Below are 21533 nucleotides of genomic sequence, written 5' to 3' on the forward strand. Positions count from 1 at the left end.
CTGCCGGCGTGCTCGCTGGCGGCCCGCGCCTGCGCGCTTGTCAGGGGCAAACGTGCCCACGGCCAGGGGAATGGCCGTGCGACTAGTGAAAGGAGAAACACGGTGAACATTACACAGTTGAAAGCGGCCCTGCCGCGTGAGTTGCTGGCGTCGGTGGTGGTCTTCCTGGTGGCCCTGCCGTTGTGCATGGGCATTGCGATCGCTTCTGGCATGCCGCCGGCAAAAGGCCTGATTACTGGGATTATCGGCGGCATTGTCGTCGGTTTCCTTGCTGGGTCGCCGCTACAGGTCAGCGGCCCCGCTGCCGGTCTGGCGGTACTGGTGTTCGAGCTGGTACGCCAGCACGGCATGGCCATGCTCGGGCCAATCCTGTTGCTGGCCGGCCTGTTGCAGTTGCTGGCCGGTCGCTTGCGTCTGGGCTGCTGGTTCCGCGTGACTGCGCCGGCGGTGGTTTACGGCATGCTCGCCGGGATTGGCGTGTTGATCGTGCTTTCGCAGGTGCATGTGATGTTCGACACCGCGCCGCAACCGTCGGGCCTGCAGAACCTGCTGGCGTTCCCGGCAACGTTGTCGGCAGCCCTGCCACAGGAGAGCACCGGCGCCGGCTGGATGGCCGGTGCGCTGGGCCTGGGGACCATCGCCATCATGTGGGGCTGGGAGCGCTTGCGGCCGCAGCGGCTGCGTTTCGTGCCGGGTGCATTACTCGGCGTGGCCAGCATGACCGCTATCAGCCTGTGGCTGGCCTTGCCGGTGAACCGCGTACAGGTACCGGCCGACCTGTCCGAGGCCATCGACTGGCTTCGTCCGGCGGACCTGATGCAGCTGGCCGACCCTGCTCTGTTGGTCGCCGCTTTTGCCCTGGCGTTCATTGCCAGCGCCGAAACCTTGCTGTCGGCCGCAGCAGTGGACCGCATGCACAGCGGCCAGCGTTCGGACTTCGACCGCGAACTGTCGGCTCAGGGCATCGGCAACATGCTGTGCGGGGTGCTGGGTGCCCTGCCAATGACCGGGGTAATCGTGCGCAGCTCGGCCAACGTCCAGGCCGGGGCGCAAACCCGGGCCTCGGCAATCTTCCATGGCTTGTGGTTGCTGGCCTTCGTGGTGGCGCTGAGCAGCGTGCTGCAGCAGATCCCGGTGGCGAGCTTGGCGGGGGTGTTGGTGTTTACCGGGGTCAAACTGGTCGACTTCAAGGCGTTTCGCGGGCTGGGCCGTTATGGGCGCATGCCGATGTTCACCTACGCGGCGACTGCGCTGGCGATCATCTTTACCGACCTGCTGACCGGTGTGCTGCTGGGCTTTGCCCTGACCTTGCTGAAGCTGGCGTTCAAGGCGGCGCGGCTGAAGATCAACCTGGTGAGCCTGGCCAAGGATGGGCACATGGAACTGCGCCTCAGTGGCGCGGCGACCTTCCTGAAGGTGCCGGCGCTGACCCAGGTGCTGGATACCGTACCGGCGGGCACCACGCTGCATGTGCCGCTGGGGAACTTGAGCTATATCGACCACTCGTGCCTTGAGTTGCTGGAGGACTGGAGCCGCAGCAATTCTGCCAATGGGTCACGGTTGCTGATAGAGCAGCGGCGCCTGAAGCGTCGGATCGAGGGCCGGTTGCGGACTACAGCGGGGGTTGGGGCGTAGGAGCGGGATTACCCGCGAATACGGTAGCGGCGGCAACGGTGATCGGCGGGTGGAGATTGGCCAGCAGGGCTGGCCCTTTCGCGGGTGAACCCGCTCCTACGACGGCCTGCGCCGAACCACCGATGCACCTAGGCCGTTACAGGTCTATCAGGCCGGCTGACCCAGCTCGACACCCAGTTGGCGCGAAAGGCACGGCCAGCGCTTCCACGCCTCGCCAGTTGCCGGGCTGCTCAGCTTCTCTCGATAAGCCTCCACCGATTCAACCGCAAAGCTCTCGTCATTGAGCATTTCGTCGACCGAGTGGTGCACCACTTCATCCAGCTGGTTGGCAAAGCTTTCGCCAATCAACTGGTGGGCAATCAGGTTGGCGACCGTGGTGTCGACCGGGATCAACGGCTGCTGGAAGTGGCGAATGTACAAGTCATTCACCTCTTCCACCAGGCGGTGCGCCAGGTACGCTTCATCCAGCAGGCAGTCCAGGCCTACATGCCCTTGCATCACGCTGGGCGGCTGCAGGAAGTAGGCTTCGGCAATTTTCAGTACAGGTTTGATCTGCGATTCGATCCCGGCTTCGCGGGCGACCTCGTGGGCGGCCTCCAGCAGTTCCGGAACCTGATCGATGTAGGCGCTGACGAAGCGCGCCAAAGTACCCTGGGCGTCCTGCTCAGGCAGTTGGATCGAGGGGTGCAGGTGGGGCAGTTGCAGCTCGAGACGCTGTTTCAATTGGCCGGTCTGGCCTTCATGTTGATGGGCTTGGCTTACCTGCTCGCGTACAGCAGCGATGTTCATGACAACTCCAGGGACATTACGTTTCAAACGGAAGACACTAAATTAGCTCGGTATACAGAATACCTAAGACGTATTTGTTATAAGCCGCGCAAACGTGTGCCATGTCTGGCATAACCAGATGCCATTGTTTCGCCATGACCTCTCAAGCGCGCGGTTTTCGGGCTATCTGGCCATTTCGTGAAGTTCATTTCACAGGCTTCATTGCGTGCCATTGGTCGCTGTCTATACTCCCGGTGAACGTGATTCGTTGATGAGGCCCGACTGCTTTTAGCAGGGGCTCGGTCGTCGAAGCCATGCAGTCTTGACCGCCGTTCCCTCTTGCCGCAGGCCACGCCTCCGGGACAACAAGAATTAGAAGGGGAACCCGCAATGATGCGACATCCACATGTCTGGATGGGCCTCCTGTTGTGGTCGGTTTTTGGCCAGGCAAACGCCGCCTGGACCGTGAACATGCACCCAGGGGCGACGGAAGTCTCCAACGCCGTCTTCGACCTGCACATGACCATCTTCTGGATCTGCGTGATCATTGGCATCGTGGTGTTTGGCGCGATGTTCTGGTCAATGGTCATCCACCGCCGCTCCACCGGCCAGCAGGCTGCGCATTTCCACGAGCACACCTGGGTGGAAATCCTCTGGACGGTAGTTCCCTTCCTGATCCTGGTGGCCATGGCCATCCCGGCCACCAAGACGCTGATCGACATCTACGATGCCGGCGATTCGGACATCGACATCCAGGTCACGGGGTACCAGTGGAAATGGCACTACAAGTACCTGGGCCAGGACGTGGAGTTCTTCAGCAACCTGGCCACCCCCACCGACCAGATCCACAACAAGGCGCCCAAGGATGAGCATTACCTGCTGGAAGTCGACCAGCCGCTGGTGCTGCCGGTGGGCGCGAAAGTGCGCTTCCTGGTCACTGCTGCCGATGTGATCCACTCCTGGTGGGTGCCGGCCTTCGCGGTCAAGCGCGACGCCATCCCAGGCTTTGTCAACGAAGCCTGGACCCGTATCGAAAAGCCAGGCATCTACCGCGGCCAGTGCACCGAGCTGTGCGGCAAGGACCACGGCTTCATGCCGGTGGTGGTCGAGGTCAAGTCCAAGGCCGATTACGACACCTGGCTGGGCGAGCGCAAGGCTGAAGCCGCCAAGCTCAAGGAGCTGACCAGCAAGGAATGGACCCTGGAAGAGCTGGTGGCGCGAGGCGACAAGGTCTACCACACCACCTGCGTGGCCTGTCACCAGGCCGAAGGCCAGGGCCTGCCGCCAATGTTCCCGGCGCTCAAAGGCTCGAAGATTGCCACCGGACCGAAGGAAGACCACCTGAGCATTGTCTTCCATGGCAAGCCCGGCACGGCCATGGCCGCTTTCGGCAAGCAGCTGTCGGAAGTCGACATCGCTGCTGTAGTCACCTACGAGCGCAATGCCTGGGGCAACAACAAAGGCGACATGGTGACGCCGAAGGACGTGCTGGCGCTGAAGCAGGCAGAAGCCAAGTGAACCGGGTTACTCGCGGCAATCAATGGATTGCAGGAGACAGGACATGAGTGCAGTGATCGACGACCACGCCCACGGCCACGACCATGCGCACGGCCCGGCCAAGGGCCTGATGCGCTGGGTGCTGACCACCAACCATAAAGACATCGGCACGATGTACCTGTGGTTCAGTTTCATCATGTTCCTGCTCGGTGGCTCGTTTGCCATGGTGATCCGCGCTGAGCTGTTCCAGCCGGGTTTGCAGATCGTGGAGCCGGCGTTCTTCAACCAGATGACCACCATGCATGGCCTGATCATGGTGTTTGGCGCGGTGATGCCGGCCTTCGTCGGTCTGGCCAACTGGATGATTCCGCTGATGATCGGCGCGCCGGACATGGCCCTGCCACGGATGAACAATTTCAGCTTCTGGCTGCTGCCGGCGGCCTTCCTGCTGCTGGTATCGACGCTGTTCAGCCCGGGCGGAGGGCCGAACTTTGGCTGGACGTTCTACGCGCCGCTTTCCACCACCTATGCGCCAGCCAGCGTCACCTTCTTCATCTTCGCCATCCACCTGATGGGTATCAGCTCGATCATGGGGGCGATCAACGTGATTGCCACCATCCTCAACCTGCGTGCCCCCGGCATGACGCTGATGAAAATGCCGCTGTTCGTCTGGACCTGGCTGATTACCGCGTTCCTGCTGATTGCGGTGATGCCAGTACTGGCCGGCGTGGTAACCATGATGCTGATGGATATCCACTTCGGTACCAGCTTTTTCAGTGCAGCAGGTGGTGGTGACCCGGTGCTGTTCCAGCATGTGTTCTGGTTCTTCGGTCACCCTGAGGTGTACATCATGATCCTGCCCGCCTTTGGTGCGGTCAGCTCGATCATCCCGGCGTTCTCGCGCAAGCCGCTGTTCGGTTATACCTCGATGGTGTATGCCACCGGCGCCATTGCCTTCCTGTCATTCATCGTCTGGGCCCACCATATGTTCGTGGTCGGCATCCCGGTGGTCGGCGAGTTGTTCTTCATGTACGCCACCATGCTGATTGCCGTGCCCACCGGGGTGAAGGTATTCAACTGGGTCAGCACCATGTGGGAAGGCTCGCTCACCTTCGAAACGCCGATGCTGTTCGCCATCGCCTTTGTCATCCTGTTCACCATTGGTGGCTTTTCCGGGCTGATGCTGGCGATTGCCCCGGCGGACTTCCAGTACCACGACACTTACTTCGTAGTGGCGCATTTCCATTACGTACTGGTGCCTGGTGCAATTTTCGGCATCTTTGCCTCGGCCTACTACTGGCTGCCGAAATGGACCGGCCACATGTATGACGAAACCCTCGGCAAACTGCACTTCTGGCTGTCGTTCATCGGCATGAACATGGCCTTCTTCCCCATGCACTTCGTAGGCTTGGCCGGCATGCCACGGCGCATCCCCGACTACAACCTGCAGTTCGCCGATTTCAACATGGTGTCGTCGATCGGCGCGTTCATGTTCGGCGCCACGCAGATCTTCTTCCTGTTCATTGTCATCAAGTGCATCCGCGGTGGCGCGCCGGCACCGGCCAAACCCTGGGATGGCGCCGAGGGTCTTGAGTGGTCGATACCCTCGCCTGCGCCCTACCACACCTTCCAGACACCCCCGGAAGTGAAATAGGAACCCGCCATGAACGGCCTGTCGGTGAAACGCCTGGTAACGCGCCTGTTGATGCTGACGGTGGTGATGTTCGCCTTCGGCTTCGCGCTGGTGCCGATCTACGACGTCATGTGCAAAGCGTTCGGTATCAACGGCAAGACCGGCGGCCAATACGAAGGTAGCCAGGTCAGTGACCCGACGCGTGCTGTGCGGGTGCAGTTCATGTCGACCAATGCCAGCGACATGGTCTGGGACTTCTACTCCACTGCCGACCAGCTGGAGGTCAACCCGGGGGCGGTGAACCAGATGATCTTCATTGCCCACAACCCGACCGACCGGCCGATGAGTGCGCAGGCAATACCCAGCATTACCCCGGCCGAGGCCGCGGCCTACTTCCACAAGACCGAGTGCTTCTGCTTTACCCAGCAGGTGCTGCAGCCCGGCGAACGCATCGAGATGCCGGTGCGCTTCATCGTCGACCGCGACCTGCCGGCCAGCGTGAAGCACCTGACACTGGCCTACACCTTGTTCGACATCACCGCTCGCCACCCGCCGGTCGCGCACGTTGCGGCGCAGGACGTCCAGGGCGCCCGTTAAGGGAAGGAGAACAGCAATGGCAAGTCATGAGCACTACTACGTTCCGGCGCAGAGCAAATGGCCGATCATCGCCACCATCGGCATGTTCATCACGGTATTCGGCCTGGGCACCTGGTTCAACGATATGAAGGCGGGCCACCCAGATTCGCACGGGCCGCTGATTTTCTTCGTGGGGGCGTTGTTTCTGGCCTACATGCTGTTCGGCTGGTTTGGGGCAGTGGTCAAGGAGAGCCACGCCGGGTTGTACAGCCCGCAGCTGGACCGCTCGTTCCGCTGGGGCATGAGCTGGTTCATCTTCTCCGAAGTGATGTTCTTCCTGGCCTTCTTCGGTGCGCTGTTCTATGTCCGCGTACTGGCGGGGCCGTGGCTGGGAGGCGAAGGGGCCAAAGGTGTTACGCACATGCTGTGGCCGACGTTCGAATTCACCTGGCCGCTGCTGCACACCCCCGATCCCAAGCTGTTCCCGCCGCCCAAGGAAGTGATCGACCCGTGGCATCTGCCGCTGATCAACACCATCCTGCTGGTCAGTTCCAGTGTGACAATCACCATTGCCCACCACGCCTTGCGCCGTGACCACCGCGGGCCGCTGAAATTCTGGATGGCACTGACCATTGTTCTGGGCATCAGCTTTATCGCGCTGCAGGCCTTCGAGTACCACGAGGCCTATACCAAACTGGGGCTGACATTGGGCTCAGGGATCTACGGTGCGACGTTCTTCATGCTTACCGGGTTTCACGGTGCCCACGTGACATTGGGCACGATCATTCTGATTGTGATGTTCGTGCGTATTCTGCGCGGGCATTTCAACCCGGAAAAACACTTCGGCTTCGAGGCAGCCAGTTGGTACTGGCACTTCGTCGATGTGGTGTGGGTGGGGTTGTTCATCTTTGTCTATGTGTTGTGAATACGAAACCCTGTAGGGGGGAGCGCTTCAGAAAGGGGCGTGGGAGACCAGTTGACCGCTGATCAAGCCCCAGGCGACCAGGCCTATGGTCAAGGCTGCCAGGGTGACCCGTACGGTCAGGGCCTTGAGCAGGCGGGTCGAGTTTTCATCATCCTTGACCAGAAACACCAGGCCACTGAACAGACTGGCAATCGTGGCCAACAGCATCAGGACAATCGCGGCCTTGAGCATGGCGTTACTCCGGGGGGATGCGGTGATGTGGATAAGTATAGCGAGGCGCCCGTGAGGCCGTTTCGCCCAGGCTGGGTACCGACGCTGGTGGTGCTTGCACTGCTGCCAGGGTTGATTGCGCTTGGTTGCTGGCAACTCGGCCGTGCCGAGGAAAAGCGCGTGCTGCTGGCCACCTATGCGGAAAGGCGGATTGAAGCGCCGATCGCCACCGCCCAGCTCCTCTCGAAAGAAGACAACGCCTTCCGCCGTGTGCACCTGTATGGCCGCTTCGACGCCGAGCACAGCGTGCTGCTGGACAACCGCATGCGCGACGGCAAAGCCGGTGTCGAGCTGCTGCAGCCCTTCCACGACCAAGCCAGCGGCCTGTGGTTGCTGATCAATCGTGGCTGGCTGCCATGGCTGGACCGCCGGGTGCCGGTGCACTTCGAAACCCCTGCCCAGGCCTTGGCGCTGGATGCCTCTGTGTATGTCGCGCCCGGTAGCACCTTCCAGCTGCACCCGGACCCCATCGGCGGGCAATGGCCGCATCTGTTGACCGCTATCGATGTCGCGCAGCTATGGCAACAGCTTGATCGCGAAGGCTTTGCCCAGGAATTGCGCCTGGAGCCGGGCCCTGCGAGCTATCGCCTGGACTGGCCGGTTGTCGCCATGAGCCCCGAAAAACACGTCGGCTATGCCGTGCAGTGGTTTGCCCTGGCTACCGCTCTGGTTCTGCTCTACCTCTACTTCGGCTGGCACCAAAACAAGGAGAAACGCCATGGCCACCGCCACTCCACTGGACGCGCCTGAACGTAGCAAACCCAGAGCCCGTGGGCGTTTGCAGCTGTTGCTGATCCTGCTGGTGGTGCTTGGGCCGATGGTTCTGGCCACCAGCATGTACAAGCTCAAATTCTGGGTGCCGGAAGGCCGCAGCTACCATGGCGCCATGATTGGCAATGGGGAAAGCCGTGCCGATCTCGGCGTGGCGGGCCAGGACGAGCGCTGGCAGTTGCTGGTCAGCGCGCCCCAGGCCTGCACCGAAGACTGTCAGCGCCTGGTGTACCTGGCTCGGCAGATTCAGGTCGGGCTGGGGCGTGATGCCAGCCGCGCCAGCCATGCGCTGGCCGCCGCCCAGCCGCTGAGTGCCGACTATCAGGCACTGCTTGGCCGCGAGTACCCGCAGTTGCAGCGCTACCCGCTGGATGCGCAACGTTATCAACAGAAGGTTGTCGAGCCCGGCCCGCAGCTGTGGATCGTCGACCCGCACGGCAACCTGGTGCTGCGCTACGACGGCAAGGTCAACGGCAAGCATGTGCTGGATGACCTGCGCCACCTGCTCAAGCTGTCCAACATCGGCTAGGAGCCTGCCATGGCCAGACCTGGATTTCGCCTTGCTGTGTTCGCCACCCTGCTGGCACTGCTGGTCGTCCTGCTTGGTGCCTATACCCGCCTGACCCACGCCGGCCTCGGTTGCCCCGACTGGCCCGGGTGCTATGGCTTTATCAGCGTGCCCAAGACTGACGCGCAGTTGGCCCATGCCGAGCTGCACTTTCCGGAGCACCCGGTGGAAGCTGCCAAGGGCTGGGCCGAGATGGTCCACCGCTACTTTGCCGGTAGCCTGGCCGTGGTGATCGCCCTGCTCGCGTTCCAGGCAATGCGCCGGCATGCACGCGATGGGCAGCCTTATCGCCTGCCGATGCTGCTACTGGGTGTGGTGTTGGCCCAGGCAGCCTTCGGAATGTGGACGGTCACCCTGAAGCTGTGGCCGCAGGTGGTCACGGCGCACTTGCTGGGTGGCTTTACCACGTTGAGCTTGCTGTTCCTGTTGTCTCTGCGTCTGTCCCGGGCTTTTGCGCCCTTGCCGAAACTGCCGCTGAGCCTGCGCCGGATCGCTGCACTGGCGCTGCTGGTGGTAATCGGCCAGATTGCCCTGGGCGGTTGGGTCAGCGCCAACTACGCAGCCGTGGCCTGCATCGACCTGCCGACCTGCCATGGCCAGTGGTGGCCAGCGGCGGATTTCAGCAACGGCTTCCACCTGACCCAGCACGTCGGCCCCAATTACCTTGGCGGGCAGTTGGACAGTGATGCGCGCACGGCCATCCACATCAGCCACAGGCTGGGCGCGTTGCTGGTGACCTGCGTGCTGTTGATGCTCAGCTGGAAGCTGCACCGCTGTGGCCTCCCCGGCCTGGCGCGGCTGGTGCTGCTGGCGCTGGCCCTGCAAGTGGGCCTGGGCATCAGCAACGTGGTGTTCCACCTGCCGCTGGCGGTGGCTGTTGCGCACAATGCCGGCGGGGCGATGCTGCTGCTGAGCATGGTGCTGGTGAACTACCGCATTCGAGTGGTCGACAAGGTTCGTATGGGTGTCGGCCATGGTTGGCGTCTGCGGCCGGTGGTCGGGGTGGGCATTTCCCATCACATGAGGAACGACTCGTGGCGACGCTTCTAAGCGTACGACGGGCCCGCTGGCGCGATTACCTTGAGCTGACCAAGCCCAAGGTGGTGGTGCTGATGCTGATCACTTCGCTGGCGGGCATGTTCCTGGCCACCCGGGCGGGCGTCAGCTGGAGCGTGCTGTTGTTCGGCAACCTGGGCATCGGCCTGTGCGCGGGTGGCGCAGCGGTGGTCAATCATGTGGTGGATCGGCGCATCGATGCGCTGATGGCACGCACCCACAAACGGCCTTTGGCCCAAGGCCGAGTCGAGCCCCTGCCGGCGCTGTTGTTCGCTTTGGCCCTGGCGCTGCTGGGCATGGTCCTGCTGCTGGTGTTCACCAACGCCCTCACCGTCTGGCTGACCCTGGCCTCATTACTCGGTTATGCGGTGCTCTACACCGGCTTTCTCAAGCGCGCCACGCCACAGAACATCGTCATCGGTGGCCTGGCCGGTGCCGCTCCGCCGTTGCTCGGCTGGGTGGCGGTAAGCGGCCATGTCAGCGCCGAACCCTTGCTGCTTGTGCTGATCATTTTCGCCTGGACCCCGCCGCATTTCTGGGCGCTGGCCATCCACCGCAAGGAGGAATACGCCAAGGCCGATATCCCGATGTTGCCGGTGACCCACGGCGAGCGCTACACCAAACTGCATATCCTGCTGTACACCCTGATCCTGCTGGCGGTGAGCCTGCTCCCGTATGCCATCCACATGAGTGGCCCGCTGTACCTGGCCTGTGCCCTGGGCTTGGGCCTGCGCTTCCTGCATTGGGCCTGGGTGTTGTACCGTAGCAGCCGGCCGCACGCGGCGATCGGCACCTTCAAGTACTCTATCGGCTACCTGTTCGCGCTGTTCATCGCGTTGCTCCTTGACCACTACCTGTTGCCGAGCCTATGACCCGAACCCAGAAAACCGTCTTCATCCTCGTTGCCCTGGTCGCGTTGATCCTGGGCCTGACCGTCAACAAGGTGCTAAATGGTCGTGACCAGCCCAACCCTGCCGAGCTGATTGATGCGGGCATCATTCTGCTGCCGCAGAGCCGCGCCGTGGCTGATGTCACCATGACCAATCAGGACGGCCAGCCGGTGCAGATGGATGACCTCAAGGGCAAATGGTCGCTGCTGTTCTTTGGCTACACCTACTGCCCGGACATCTGCCCGACCACCCTGGCCCAGCTGCGCCAGGTGAAGAGCGAGCTGCCCAAGGATGCCGTCGACCGGCTGCAGGTGGTGTTGGTGAGCGTGGACCCTAACCGCGACACGCCGAACCAGCTGAAGCAGTATCTGGGCTATTTCGACAAGGAATTTGTCGGCGTGGCGGGGTCGATCGAGGATACCCAGAAGCTGGCCAATGCCTTGAGCATTCCGTTCATTCCGGCGGATACCAGCAAGCCGGGGTATACCGTGGATCACAGCGGTAACCTGGCGATTGTCGGGCCGGATGGGCGACAGCGTGGGTTCATTCGGGCGCCGTTCAACAACCAGAAGCTGGGGGCGCAGTTGCCGGGGCTGGTCAAGCGGGATTGAGAGTGCTGGGCCTGCTGCGCAGGCCTTTCGCGACACTAGGCCTCTCCCACATGGATCGGCGTACGCCTTACTTTGTGGGAGCGGCCTTGCGTCGCGAAAGGGCCGCAAAGCGGCCCCGGGGATGTTGAATCAGAACGCTGGAACCACAGCGCCTTTGTACTTCTCGATGATGAACTGCTTCACCTCAGGCGAGTGCAGTGCAGCCGCCAGTTTCTTCATGTCGTCCGAGTCCTTGTTGTCCGGGCGGGCAACCAGGATGTTCACGTAAGGCGAGTCGCTGCCCTCGATGGCCAGCGCGTCTTTTTCCGGGTTCAGCTTGGCTTCCAGCGCGTAGTTGGTGTTGATCAGGGCAGCATCTACCTGGGTCAGCACGCGCGGGATGGTGGCGGCTTCCAGCTCGCGGAACTTCACGTTTTTCGGGTTTTCGGCAACATCCTTCACGGTCGACAGGATGTTCTTGTTGTCCTTGAGCTTGATTACGCCAGCCTTGTCCAGCAGCAGCAAGGCGCGGCCGCCGTTGGTGGCGTCGTTGGGGATGACCACGGTGGCGCCGGAGGACAGCTCGTCCAGCTTCTTGATCTTGGACGAATACACGCCCAGTGGCTCGATGTGCACGCCTGCCACGCTCACCAGCTGGGTACCCTTGGCCTTGTTGAACTCATCCAGGTAAGGCTGGTGCTGGAAGAAGTTGGCGTCCAGGCGCTTTTCGGCCACCTGCACGTTCGGCTGGATGTAGTCGGTGAATTCCTTGACCTTCAGCTCTACGCCTTCTTTGGCCAGTTGTGGTTTGACGAAGTTGAGGATCTCGGCGTGCGGCACCGGGGTGGCGGCGACGGTAAGGGTATCGGCCTGGGCCGAGAAGGCCGCGACAGCGGCAGCGACAGCAAGCAGCTTCTTCATTGATCACTCCTTGTGAGGGCCGCGACGGCCCCCGAACGGGTCGGCCAGGCCGACCCCATTGGGGTTACTTACGGGAAAAATGCACGACCAGTTTGTCGCCCACGCTCTGCAGGACTTGAACCAGTACCAGCAGCAGTACCACGGTCACTACCATCACATCGGTCTGGAAACGCTGGTAACCGAAGCGGATAGCCAGGTCACCAAGGCCACCGGCACCCACCACACCGGCCATGGCAGTGTAAGAAACCAGGGTGATGGCGGTTACCGTTATGGCCGCGAAGATGCCCGGACGGGCTTCCGGCAGCAGCGCACTGGTGATGATCTGGCGAGTGGTGGCGCCCATCGACTGGGTGGCTTCGATGATGCCGCGGTCCACTTCACGCAAGGCGGTTTCAACCAGGCGCGCAAAGAACGGCGTGGCACCCACCACCAGCGGCGGGATGGCGCCTGCAACGCCCAACGAGGTACCGGTGATCAGTACGGTGAACGGGATCATCACGATCAGCAAAATGATGAATGGCAGCGAGCGCAGGATGTTGACCACCAGCGACAGCAGTGCGTAGACACCTTTCTGTTCGAACATCTGCTTTGGCCCGCAGAGGAACAGCAGCACGCCCAGTGGCAGGCCCAGTAGCACGGTGAAGAACAGCGAGCCGAACAGCATGATCATGGTATCGACGGTGGCCAGCCAGATTTCGGCCCAGTCGACGTTGGCAAAGAAATTCAGGGCGTCCATCAACGCAGTACCTCCATATGTACGTCAGCTGCCTTGAAGCGGGCGAACGCCGCTTCCATGTCTCCGCCGATCAGGGCGAGAGTGAGCTGGCCATAGGGGACATCCTTGATGCGGTCGATACGCCCGGCGAGGATGCTGTAGTCCACACCGGTTTCGCGGGCCACGGTACCCAGCAGCGGCGCGTAGGTGGCGTCGCCCTGGAAGGTCAGGCGTACGATGCGGCCTGGCACGTGGGCAAAGTCGTCGCGCTGCTCGCCTTCGTCGACCTGCTCGTCTTCCTGGACGAAGCGCTTGGTGGTGGGGTGCTGCGGGTGCAGAAACACCTCGGCCACCGAGCCTTGCTCGACGATCTGACCGGCGTCCATCACGGCCACGCGGTCGCAGACACGGCGGATCACGTCCATCTCGTGGGTAATCAGCACGATGGTCAGTTTCAGTTCACGGTTGATCTCGGCCAGCAGTTGCAGGACCGAGGCCGTGGTTTGCGGGTCGAGGGCACTGGTGGCCTCGTCGCATAGCAGAATCTTTGGGTTGGTGGACAGGGCGCGGGCGATGCCGACGCGCTGCTTCTGGCCGCCGGACAGCTGCGCCGGGTACTTTTTGGCGTGGTCCGACAGGCCAACGCGAGCCAGTAGCTCGGTGACGCGCTTGTCGATTTCGCTGCGCGAAAGCTCACCGGCCAGGGCCAATGGCAGGGCGACGTTGTCGGCGACGGTCTTGGAGGCCAGCAGGTTGAAGTGCTGGAAAATCATCCCGACCTGCTGGCGGAAGCCGCGCAACTGGCTGGCGTTGAACGCGGTGACGTCTTCGCCGTCGACGATGATCGTGCCGCCGGAGGGCTCCTCCAGGCGGTTGATCAGGCGCAGCATGGTGCTTTTGCCAGCGCCGGAATGGCCGATCAGGCCGAACACCTGGCCATCTTCGATGGTCAGGCTGGTCGGATTCAGTGCGGGGATTTCCCTACCGGCAACGCGGTAGGTTTTATGTACCTGTTGGAACTCGATCACGTAGCGAACCTTGTGGGGCGCATTGAAATTTGGGTCAGCGGTTAGCTGGGGTCGCGCATTTTAGCCTTTTCCTATAGCTGTTCTTAGCATTTATTTCGTCATGCACCAATCCATCGGGCATATCGCGACAACCGGTAATCCTGATTGAACGCTCGGCAACGCCCTCCAGTCACTACTTGGACAAGCCCTGAACGGGCACGCCTTAAGACTGATGAGGAGAGCCGATCATGCCCAGCAAGAAAACGGATGCGCCCAAGCACAGCGAGGCCGCCGGTACCCAGACCCCTGACAGGGCCAACACCAATGCCAAGCTGCAGAGCCTGGAGGCCGACCGTAGCGATGCGACCGGGCATGCGCTGCGAACCAACCAAGGCGTGCGCATTGCTGACAACCAGAACTCCCTCAAGGCGGGTGATCGCGGGCCTTCGCTGCTTGAAGACTTCATCATGCGCGAGAAAATCACCCACTTCGACCATGAGCGTATCCCCGAACGCATCGTGCACGCACGCGGTACCGGGGCACACGGGTTTTTCCAGAGCTATGGCAACCACGCCGAGCTGACCAAGGCCGGCTTCCTGCAAGATCCGGAAAAGATCACTCCGGTTTTTGTCCGCTTTTCGACGGTTCAGGGCCCACGCGGTTCTGGCGACACGGTTCGAGATGTACGGGGCTTTGCCGTCAAGTTCTATACAGATGAAGGCAATTTCGACTTGGTCGGCAACAATATGCCGGTGTTTTTCATCCAGGATGCCATCAAGTTCCCCGATTTTGTCCACGCGGTGAAGCCAGAGCCACACAACGAGATACCGACCGGCGGTTCGGCTCACGACACCTTTTGGGATTTCGTCTCGCTGGTGCCGGAGTCGGCCCATATGGTCATGTGGGCCATGTCTGACCGCGCCATCCCGCGCAGCCTTCGAATGATGGAAGGCTTTGGCGTGCATACCTTCCGCCTGATCAATGCCGAGGGCGTGGCCAGCTTCGTAAAGTTTCATTGGAAACCACGCCAGGGCGTGCATTCCCTGCTGTGGGACGAAGCCCAGAAGCTGGCGGGCAAGGACACCGACTTCCAGCGCCGTGACCTATGGGAAGCCATCGAAACCGGTGACTACCCGGAATGGGAACTGGGCGTGCAGATTGTGCCTGAGGCTGACGAACACAAATTCGACTTCGACCTGTTGGACCCGACCAAGATCATCCCGGAGGAACTGGTACCCGTCACGCCGCTGGGCAAGATGGTGCTCAACCGCAACCCGGACAATTTCTTTGCCGAGGTCGAACAGGTGGCGTTCTGCCCAGGCCATATCGTGCCAGGTATCGACTTTACCAACGACCCGCTGCTGCAGGGCCGGCTGTTCTCGTACACCGATACCCAGATCAGCCGCCTGGGTGGGCCGAACTTCCACCAGATCCCGATCAACCGGCCGGTAGCGCCGAACCACAACAACCAGCGTGATGCCCTGCACCAGCACGTCGTGCACAAGGGCCGGGCTTCCTACGAGCCCAACTCGATTGATGGCGGCTGGCCGAAGGAAACCCCGCCTGCGGCGCAGGACGGCGGCTTCGAGAGCTATCAGGAGCGTATCGATGCGCACAAGATTCGCCAGCGCAGTGAGTCGTTCGGCGATCACTTCTCGCAGGCTCGGCTGTTCTTCCAGAGCATGAGCCCGACCGAGCAACAGCACATCATCAAGGCTTACAGCTTCGAGTTGGGCAAAGTGGAGCGTGAACATATCCGCGCCCGGGAAGTGAATGAAATTCTCGCCAACATCGACCTGAAGCTGGCAGCGGCAGTTGCGGCCAACCTGGGCCTTCCTGCGCCGAAAGCGGGTACGGTGAAGGTGAAGGGTAGCCAGCTGACGCAATCGCCTGCGTTGAGCCAGATGAACCACCCAGGTTCGGTGGGTATCAAGGGGCGCAAGATTGCTGTGCTGGTGGCAGATGGCGTGGACGCTGCCAGCGTGGACAAACTGGTCAAGGCCCTGGAAGCGCACAGTGCCCGGCCAATGCTGCTGGGGCCGACCTCGGCGCCGGTGAAGGCGGCGGATGGCAAACAACTGCCGGTAGCGGCGTCGATGGAGGGGATGCCTTCGATCATGTTCGACGGGATTGTCGTGCCTGCGGGCAAGGCCTCTACGGATGCGCTGGCGGCTAGCGGATTGGCCAAGCACTTCGTGCTGGAGGGCTACAAGCACCTGAAGGCGCTGGTGCTGACCAAGGAATTGGCGAAAGCGTTGGGGCTCAAGGAGGACAAGGGGCTGTTGCTCGGGGATGAGCAGAAGGCAGTGGATGCCTTTGTCAAAGCGGTTGAAGGCCACCGGGTGTGGGAGCGGGAGGCGGCAGCTGAAGCTGTGCCTGCCTGATAAGGCCTTTTTGCGGGTAAACCCGCTCCTGATGTAGGAGCGGGTTTACCCGCGAAGCGTTTACTGCTGATGCGGGACCAGCACCACCTGTGCCGACAGCGAGCGCTGAATCTCATGCTTCTGCTTCAGCTCGAACCCACTGTCAATCTTGCGCACGCGCTTTTCCAGCAAGGTCTTCAGCCAAGGTGCATCCTCGGTGCGCGGTACCTGGAATACCACTTCGCACTGGTAACTCACCACATCGGCGGCAATGTCGTCCAGTTGGCGGCGCAGCGCGCGGCTGTCAGTGGTCTTCAAGGCCACCACGGTACTGGGCGCTGTCGGGTCGATGATGCGTGCCTTGGGCTTGGCTTCGGCGGCTTTCAGCGCAGCTTCAGCCTTTTCCAGTTCGGCCTTGCGGGCCTGGGTCACGGCATCCCCGCCGGTCACCGCTGGCGCCTGCGGCATCAGTGCCCGGGCACGAGCCAGCGCGGTAGCTGCCGCGTTTACATCGCCCTTCTGCAGAACGATCTGGCTACGTTGCAGGTAAGCTTCGGCCAGTTGGCGCTGGTATTGCTCCAGGCGTGCATCATCCGGCGACTGGGCCTGCAGTGCAGCAAGCTGGTCTTCGGCGGTAGCCAGCTCATTGCTGGCGATGTTCTGTTGCAACTGCTGCCAGGCATCTGCTTGAGCAGGTGCGGTGGCCTGTTCGACCGGCGCATTGGAACAGGCAGCCAGGATCAGGGAAAACGCGGCAACAAGCAGATAACGGGAGGCGAACGGCTTCATTCCTGCGACTCTCTATTTGCGCAAAAAGCGAGCAAGTCTACACCCAGGTGCGCACGCTCGAAAATAGGCCTTACAGACCCTTTACGGGCCGAAGGTTGCAAGGCGTGCCTGCACACGCCTTGCTTTTCAGCGTTTTGGCAGAGCCAGGCTCAGCAAGAATAGCACCGCGGCGCAGACCACGATCGAGGGCCCGGCGGGGGTGTCCTTGAACCAGGACATGGCCAGGCCGCCGCACACTGCGGTGACACCCAGCAGGCTGGCACCCAAGGCCATCTGCTCTGGTGAGCGGGCGTGACGCTGTGCCGCAGCGGCAGGAATGATCAGCAGTGAGGTAATCAGCAACACGCCAACGATTTTCATGGCAACCGCAATCACCACCGCGATCAGCAGCATCAGCGCCATGCGCAAGCCGGCCACGGGCAGGCCTTCAACCATGGCCAGTTCTTCGTGCACGGTAACCGCCAGCAGCGGCCGCCACAGCGCAGCGAGCAGCAGCAGGACCAGCGCACTGCCACCGAGGATCCAGGCCAGGTCGGTGGTGCTAATGGCCAGCAGATCGCCGAACAGGTAAGCCATCAGGTCGATGCGCACATCGTGCATGAAGCTCAGCACCACCAAGCCCAGCGACAAGGTGCTGGGGGCCAGGATACCCAGGAGGGTGTCGGAGGCCAGCGGCTGGCGTTGCTGCAATGTCACCAGCAGGATCGCCAGCAACAGGCAGCCCACGGTTACCGCCAGCGCCGGGCTGACATCCAGGGCAAAGCCCAGGGCCACACCGAGCAGCGCGGCGTGAGACAGGGTGTCGCCAAAATAGGCCATGCGCCGCCATACCACGAAGGAGCCCAGTGGGCCTGCAACCAGTGCCAGGGACAAGCCGGCAAGCAAGGCGTAGAGAAGAAAATCAGCCATGCTTGCAGTGCTCTCCGTGAACATGGGTGCCAGGGGCGACCACCGAGCCATGCAGGTCGTGGCTGTGGTCGTGATGGTGGTGGTAGATGGCCAGGCTCGGTGCGGTCTTGCCGAACAGCTCGACGAACGCCGGATCACCGCTGACTTGCTCAGGGTGACCCGAGCAGCACACGTGGCGGTTCAGGCACACCACCTGGTCGGTAGCGCTCATGACCAGGTGCAGGTCGTGGGACACCATCAGTACGCCGCAGCCGTGGCGGTCGCGCAGGCGGGTGATGAGGTTGTAAAGCTCGGTCTGGCCGACCACGTCCACACCTTGTACCGGTTCGTCGAGCACCAGCAACTGGGGTTCGCGCAGCAAGGCGCGGGCCAGCAGCACGCGTTGCATTTCGCCGCCGGAAATAGTCTGGATCGGGCTGTCGATGACGTGCTCGGCGCCCACTTCCTGCAGCGCCGACAAGGCTGCCGCGCGGTCTACGCCGGGCACCAGGCGCAAGAAGCGCAGCACCGACAGCGGCAGCGTGGCATCAACCTGAATTTTCTGCGGCATGTAGCCAATGCGCAGCTTGGGTTTGCGCCATACCTTGCCGCGATGTGGCTTGAGCAGGCCAAGTACGGCGCGCACCAGGGTCGTCTTGCCCGCCCCGTTAGGGCCAATCAGGGTGACGATCTGGCCTGGGGCGACCGACAGGTCGATGCTGTCGAGCACCGCCTCACCGCCAAAGGTGACGCCGACCTGCTCCAGGCGAATCAGGGCGTCGCTCATGCCGCGCTCCGGCAGTTACCGCACAGGCCGACCACTTCCACGGTCTGGGTCTCGACCGTGAAACTCACGCCTTTGGCGCTGTTGATGATGGCCTCGCTGATGCTGCTCTGCTCGAGCTCGATGGCCACATGGCAGGCCCGACAGATCAGGAACTGGCCTTGGTGCACGTGCTCGGGGTGGCTGCAGCCGATGAAGGCGTTGAGCGATGCGATGCGATGTACCAGGCCGTTTTCCAGCAGGAAGTCCAGCGCACGGTACACCGTGGGCGGCGCGGCGCGGCGGCCGTCCTGCTCACTGAGCACAGCGAGGATGTCGTAGGCGCCCAGTGGCTTGTGGCTCTGCCACACCAGCTCCAGCACACGGCGGCGCAGGGCTGTCAGGCGCAGGCCCTGGCGGGTGCACAAGGCGTCGGCTTCAGCCAGTGCGCTGTGTACGCAATGGGAGTGGTCGTGAGGACGGTTGGCCAGCGGTGTGATGGACATGGGCAGCGACGGTTCTGGACAGAGACGTTATTATGTTACCTGTTTCTGAAGATTCGAGTATCCACCGTGTCCCGATTCCTGGCTCTGTTTGTCGCTTTCATCGCATTATCCGCGCAGGCCGACGTGCGTGTGCTCACCAGTATCAAGCCCCTGCAGCAGATTGCCGCTGCCGTGCAGGAGGGTGTTGGCAGCCCTGACGTGCTGCTGCCGCCCGGCGCTTCACCCCACCACTATGCGCTGCGCCCCTCGGACGTGCGGCGGGTAGGCGATGCCGACCTGCTTTACTGGATCGGCCCTGACATGGAGAATTTCCTTCCGCGTGTGCTGGGAAGCCGTAGCAAGGCCACAGTGGCTGTGCAGTCGCTGCCGGGCATGAAGCTGCGCCACTTTGGCGAGGACAGCCATTCCCATGAGGAAGCAGACCATGACGATCATGACCACGATCACCGCCCAGGCAGCCTGGATGCGCATTTGTGGCTATCGTCGGTCAATGCGCGAGTAATCGCGGCAAAAATGGCAGCTGACCTGGCCCAGGTCGACCCGGCCAATGCGGCTCGCTATCAGAGCAACCTGAAGGCCTTCGATGAACGCCTGGATGCGTTGGATGGGCGTATCAAGGCGCGCGTGGCCGGTATTGCCGGCAAGCCGTACTTCGTCTTCCACGAAGCCTTCGACTATTTTGAAGCTGAATATGGCTTGAAGCACGCGGGCGTGTTCAGCGTGGCATCCGAGGTGCAGCCTGGGGCGCAACATGTGGCGGCCATGCGCAAGCGTCTTCAGGAAGTGGGCAAGACCTGCGTGTTCAGCGAGCCGCCACTGCGGCCGCGATTGGCCGAGACGCTGACTGCCGGGTTGCCGGTGCGCCTGGCCGAGCTGGATGCCTTGGGTGGCACCGATCCGGTGGATGGCAAAGGGTATGAACGCTTGCTGGAGAAGCTGGGCGGTGACCTGACAGGCTGCCTGGAACAGTTGTAAGCCTGTACCGGCCCCTTCGCGGGTGAATCCGTGCCCACAGGTACTGCGCAGGCCTCAAGGCTGTCGCTATCCCTGTGGGAGCGGGTTCACCCGCGAAGAAGCAGACGCGGTCTACAGCGCGAACGGCAGGTGCAAAGCCACCTGCTGGCGCTGCGCCAGACGTACTTCAAACTCGCTCGGATCGTGGATCATCACATCCATCCCGGCAAACGATTCGGCGGCAATCAGGCGCGACAGCCAGAAACGCACGCAGCCTACCCTCAACATTTCCGGCCACAGCTCGGCTTCGGCTGCAGTGAACGGCCGTAGCGCCGCATAGGCTGCCAGCAGCGCCTGGGCGCGTGGTACATCCACCGCACCCTGCTCATCCAGGCACCAGTCGTTCACGGTGATGGCGATGTCATACAGCATCGGCCCGGAGCAGGCATTGTAGAAGTCGATCACACCGGTCAAATGGGTGCCTTCGAACATCACGTTGTCGCGGAACAGGTCGGCATGCAGGTTGGCCCGCGGCAAGGCCAGGATCTGCGCCTTATGTGCGCTGATTTCGTCCAGCGCCGGCTGCAGCAATGCGGCTTGCTCCGCAGTCAGGCGTGGCAGTAGCTCGGCACCCGAGGCCAGCATCCAGTCCAGGCCGCGGTCGGTGCGGCGCTCGATGATGTGCTCTCGGGTGGCCAGGTGAATGTGTGCCAGTAGCTCGCCGACCTGGGCGCAGTGCTGGTTGTTGGGTGCCTTGATGTGTTTGCCCGACAGCCTGGGCTGCAGCAATGCCGGCTTGCCGCACAGCTCGCGCAGGCCGTTGCCGTCGCGATCACGAATGGCATAGGGCACCGGCATGTCGGCACCGTGCAGGGTATCGAGCAGCTCGATGAAGAACGGCATGTCCTCGCTGGGCCCACGCTCGATCAGCGTCAGGACGAACTCCCCCTGTTCGAGGCTGACGAAGAAATTGCTGTTCTCGGTACCGGCGGCAATGCCCTGGAAGTCGAGCAGACGGCCCAGCTCGTACGGCGCCAGAAAGGTTTCCAGCTCAGGCCGGGTCACGGGGGTGAAGACTGACATGATGAAAAATTGCCCATACGGGCACTTCCGCCGGGAAGTGCCGGGTTGATGTGAACGGTGCGCGTCAGCTTACCACTCGAAGATCTTCCAGGACGGAATCAGCATGTCCGGCTGGTCGGATCGAATGAAATTGGCATCAGTGCCATCAGCGCGTACCAGGAAGTAAGGCTTGCCGTTTTTCGGCGTGATCTTGATCGCATACAGGAAGCCGTTTTGCCGGTATTCCTGGATGGTTTTATCGCCTTCCGTGCGAATGGTCACCTCGGGATCGGCCGAGGGGGCGTCGTCCGCCGCCAGGGTGACGACAGGCGTGGTTGCCAACAGGCCGAGCAGTAACAGGCGATTGAGTGTGCGCATGATAACCT

Annotated in this window: 23 protein-coding genes; 12 read left to right on the plus strand and 11 right to left on the minus strand. The window is 62.1% G+C overall.

What is annotated here, in order from left to right; genetic code table 11:
- Positions 1–102: 102 nt before the first annotated feature.
- Positions 103–1635, plus strand: a complete 1533-nt coding sequence (locus AC3WLP_RS07380) for a SulP family inorganic anion transporter (protein WP_004575261.1) — start codon at positions 103–105, stop codon at positions 1633–1635.
- Positions 1636–1782: 147 nt separating this feature from the next.
- On the opposite strand, the gene AC3WLP_RS07385 is transcribed toward AC3WLP_RS07380, so the two are convergent.
- On the minus strand, positions 1783–2424 hold the full coding sequence (locus AC3WLP_RS07385; RefSeq protein ID WP_003253042.1) for a hypothetical protein: 642 nt from the start codon (positions 2422–2424) through the stop codon (positions 1783–1785).
- Between the two features lie 369 nt (positions 2425–2793).
- Here AC3WLP_RS07385 and coxB point away from each other — a divergent pair, with 369 nt between their 5' ends.
- The 4 genes from coxB to AC3WLP_RS07405 are packed head-to-tail and all read left to right on the plus strand — an operon-like array spanning position 2794 to position 7034.
- Positions 2794–3921, plus strand: coding sequence for a cytochrome c oxidase subunit II (gene coxB / locus AC3WLP_RS07390; protein WP_017147853.1), 1128 nt, complete (start codon positions 2794–2796; stop codon positions 3919–3921).
- Positions 3922–3964: 43 nt separating this feature from the next.
- Complete coding sequence (ctaD, locus tag AC3WLP_RS07395; protein ID WP_003253037.1) at positions 3965–5554, plus strand: cytochrome c oxidase subunit I; 1590 nt, start codon at positions 3965–3967, stop codon at positions 5552–5554.
- 9 nt (positions 5555–5563) lie between these two features.
- Positions 5564–6130, plus strand: coding sequence for a cytochrome c oxidase assembly protein (locus AC3WLP_RS07400; RefSeq protein ID WP_003253035.1), 567 nt, complete (start codon positions 5564–5566; stop codon positions 6128–6130).
- A 16-nt stretch (positions 6131–6146) separates the two neighbouring features.
- Positions 6147–7034, plus strand: coding sequence for a cytochrome c oxidase subunit 3 (locus AC3WLP_RS07405; RefSeq protein WP_011953141.1), 888 nt, complete (start codon positions 6147–6149; stop codon positions 7032–7034).
- A 27-nt stretch (positions 7035–7061) separates the two neighbouring features.
- Here the strand turns inward: AC3WLP_RS07405 and AC3WLP_RS07410 are convergent, their stop codons facing one another.
- On the minus strand, positions 7062–7265 hold the full coding sequence (locus tag AC3WLP_RS07410) for a twin transmembrane helix small protein (RefSeq protein WP_003253030.1): 204 nt from the start codon (positions 7263–7265) through the stop codon (positions 7062–7064).
- A 51-nt stretch (positions 7266–7316) separates the two neighbouring features.
- Between AC3WLP_RS07410 and AC3WLP_RS07415 the strand changes: the two genes are divergently transcribed.
- From AC3WLP_RS07415 to AC3WLP_RS07435, 5 genes are read left to right on the plus strand one after another with little or no spacing between them, the layout of a single operon-like run.
- Entirely contained in the window at positions 7317–8054 is a 738-nt protein-coding gene (locus AC3WLP_RS07415) for an SURF1 family protein (protein ID WP_088512657.1), read from the plus strand.
- A complete protein-coding gene (locus tag AC3WLP_RS07420) occupies positions 8023–8604 on the plus strand; it encodes a PA_0111/PP_0108 family redox-active disulfide protein (RefSeq protein WP_017147855.1) in 582 nt (193 codons plus the stop codon). The genes AC3WLP_RS07415 and AC3WLP_RS07420 overlap by 32 nt, the downstream gene beginning before the upstream one ends.
- 9 nt (positions 8605–8613) lie before the next feature.
- Positions 8614–9693, plus strand: coding sequence for a COX15/CtaA family protein (locus AC3WLP_RS07425; RefSeq protein WP_070095346.1), 1080 nt, complete (start codon positions 8614–8616; stop codon positions 9691–9693).
- Positions 9678–10571, plus strand: a complete 894-nt coding sequence (cyoE, locus tag AC3WLP_RS07430; protein ID WP_088512658.1) for a heme o synthase — start codon at positions 9678–9680, stop codon at positions 10569–10571. The genes AC3WLP_RS07425 and cyoE overlap by 16 nt, the downstream gene beginning before the upstream one ends.
- Complete coding sequence (locus AC3WLP_RS07435; protein ID WP_014861528.1) at positions 10568–11200, plus strand: SCO family protein; 633 nt, start codon at positions 10568–10570, stop codon at positions 11198–11200. Before cyoE ends, AC3WLP_RS07435 begins: the two co-directional genes overlap by 4 nt.
- Before the next feature lie 129 nt (positions 11201–11329).
- Here AC3WLP_RS07435 and AC3WLP_RS07440 read toward each other — a convergent pair whose 3' ends face one another.
- From AC3WLP_RS07440 to AC3WLP_RS07450, 3 genes are all read right to left on the minus strand, one after another.
- Positions 11330–12100 carry a MetQ/NlpA family ABC transporter substrate-binding protein gene (locus AC3WLP_RS07440; protein ID WP_003253017.1) on the minus strand — a complete coding sequence of 257 codons (771 nt, stop codon included), beginning with the start codon at positions 12098–12100 and terminating at the stop codon, positions 11330–11332.
- A 64-nt stretch (positions 12101–12164) separates the two neighbouring features.
- A complete protein-coding gene (locus AC3WLP_RS07445; protein WP_010951513.1) occupies positions 12165–12836 on the minus strand; it encodes a methionine ABC transporter permease in 672 nt (223 codons plus the stop codon).
- Positions 12836–13843: a methionine ABC transporter ATP-binding protein gene (locus tag AC3WLP_RS07450; RefSeq protein ID WP_003253013.1), complete on the minus strand. Its 1008-nt coding sequence runs from the start codon at positions 13841–13843 to the stop codon at positions 12836–12838. The genes AC3WLP_RS07445 and AC3WLP_RS07450 overlap by 1 nt, the downstream gene beginning before the upstream one ends.
- 227 nt (positions 13844–14070) lie before the next feature.
- On the opposite strand from AC3WLP_RS07450, the gene katE reads away from it, so the two are divergent.
- A complete protein-coding gene (katE, locus tag AC3WLP_RS07455; protein WP_088512659.1) occupies positions 14071–16206 on the plus strand; it encodes a catalase HPII in 2136 nt (711 codons plus the stop codon).
- 60 nt (positions 16207–16266) lie between these two features.
- On the opposite strand, the gene AC3WLP_RS07460 is transcribed toward katE, so the two are convergent.
- From AC3WLP_RS07460 to zur, 4 genes are all read right to left on the minus strand, one after another.
- Complete coding sequence (locus AC3WLP_RS07460) at positions 16267–16974, minus strand: PA5502 family lipoprotein (protein WP_088512660.1); 708 nt, start codon at positions 16972–16974, stop codon at positions 16267–16269.
- A gap of 126 nt (positions 16975–17100) precedes the next feature.
- Complete coding sequence (gene znuB / locus AC3WLP_RS07465; protein WP_003253007.1) at positions 17101–17883, minus strand: zinc ABC transporter permease subunit ZnuB; 783 nt, start codon at positions 17881–17883, stop codon at positions 17101–17103.
- Positions 17876–18649, minus strand: coding sequence for a zinc ABC transporter ATP-binding protein ZnuC (gene znuC / locus AC3WLP_RS07470; RefSeq protein ID WP_004575254.1), 774 nt, complete (start codon positions 18647–18649; stop codon positions 17876–17878). The genes znuB and znuC overlap by 8 nt, the downstream gene beginning before the upstream one ends.
- On the minus strand, positions 18646–19131 hold the full coding sequence (gene zur, locus AC3WLP_RS07475; protein ID WP_004575253.1) for a zinc uptake transcriptional repressor Zur: 486 nt from the start codon (positions 19129–19131) through the stop codon (positions 18646–18648). Before zur ends, znuC begins: the two co-directional genes overlap by 4 nt.
- 66 nt (positions 19132–19197) lie before the next feature.
- Here zur and AC3WLP_RS07480 point away from each other — a divergent pair, with 66 nt between their 5' ends.
- Positions 19198–20106, plus strand: coding sequence for a zinc ABC transporter substrate-binding protein (locus AC3WLP_RS07480; protein ID WP_047603783.1), 909 nt, complete (start codon positions 19198–19200; stop codon positions 20104–20106).
- 111 nt (positions 20107–20217) lie between these two features.
- On the opposite strand, the gene AC3WLP_RS07485 is transcribed toward AC3WLP_RS07480, so the two are convergent.
- Together AC3WLP_RS07485 and AC3WLP_RS07490 are read right to left on the minus strand one after the other, a co-directional pair.
- Positions 20218–21168, minus strand: coding sequence for a homoserine kinase (locus tag AC3WLP_RS07485; protein WP_003252998.1), 951 nt, complete (start codon positions 21166–21168; stop codon positions 20218–20220).
- Between the two features lie 69 nt (positions 21169–21237).
- Positions 21238–21525, minus strand: coding sequence for a DUF2782 domain-containing protein (locus AC3WLP_RS07490; protein WP_003252997.1), 288 nt, complete (start codon positions 21523–21525; stop codon positions 21238–21240).
- Positions 21526–21533: the final 8 nt, after the last annotated feature.

It is taken from the genome of Pseudomonas sp. FW305-E2, from assembly GCF_058782925.1.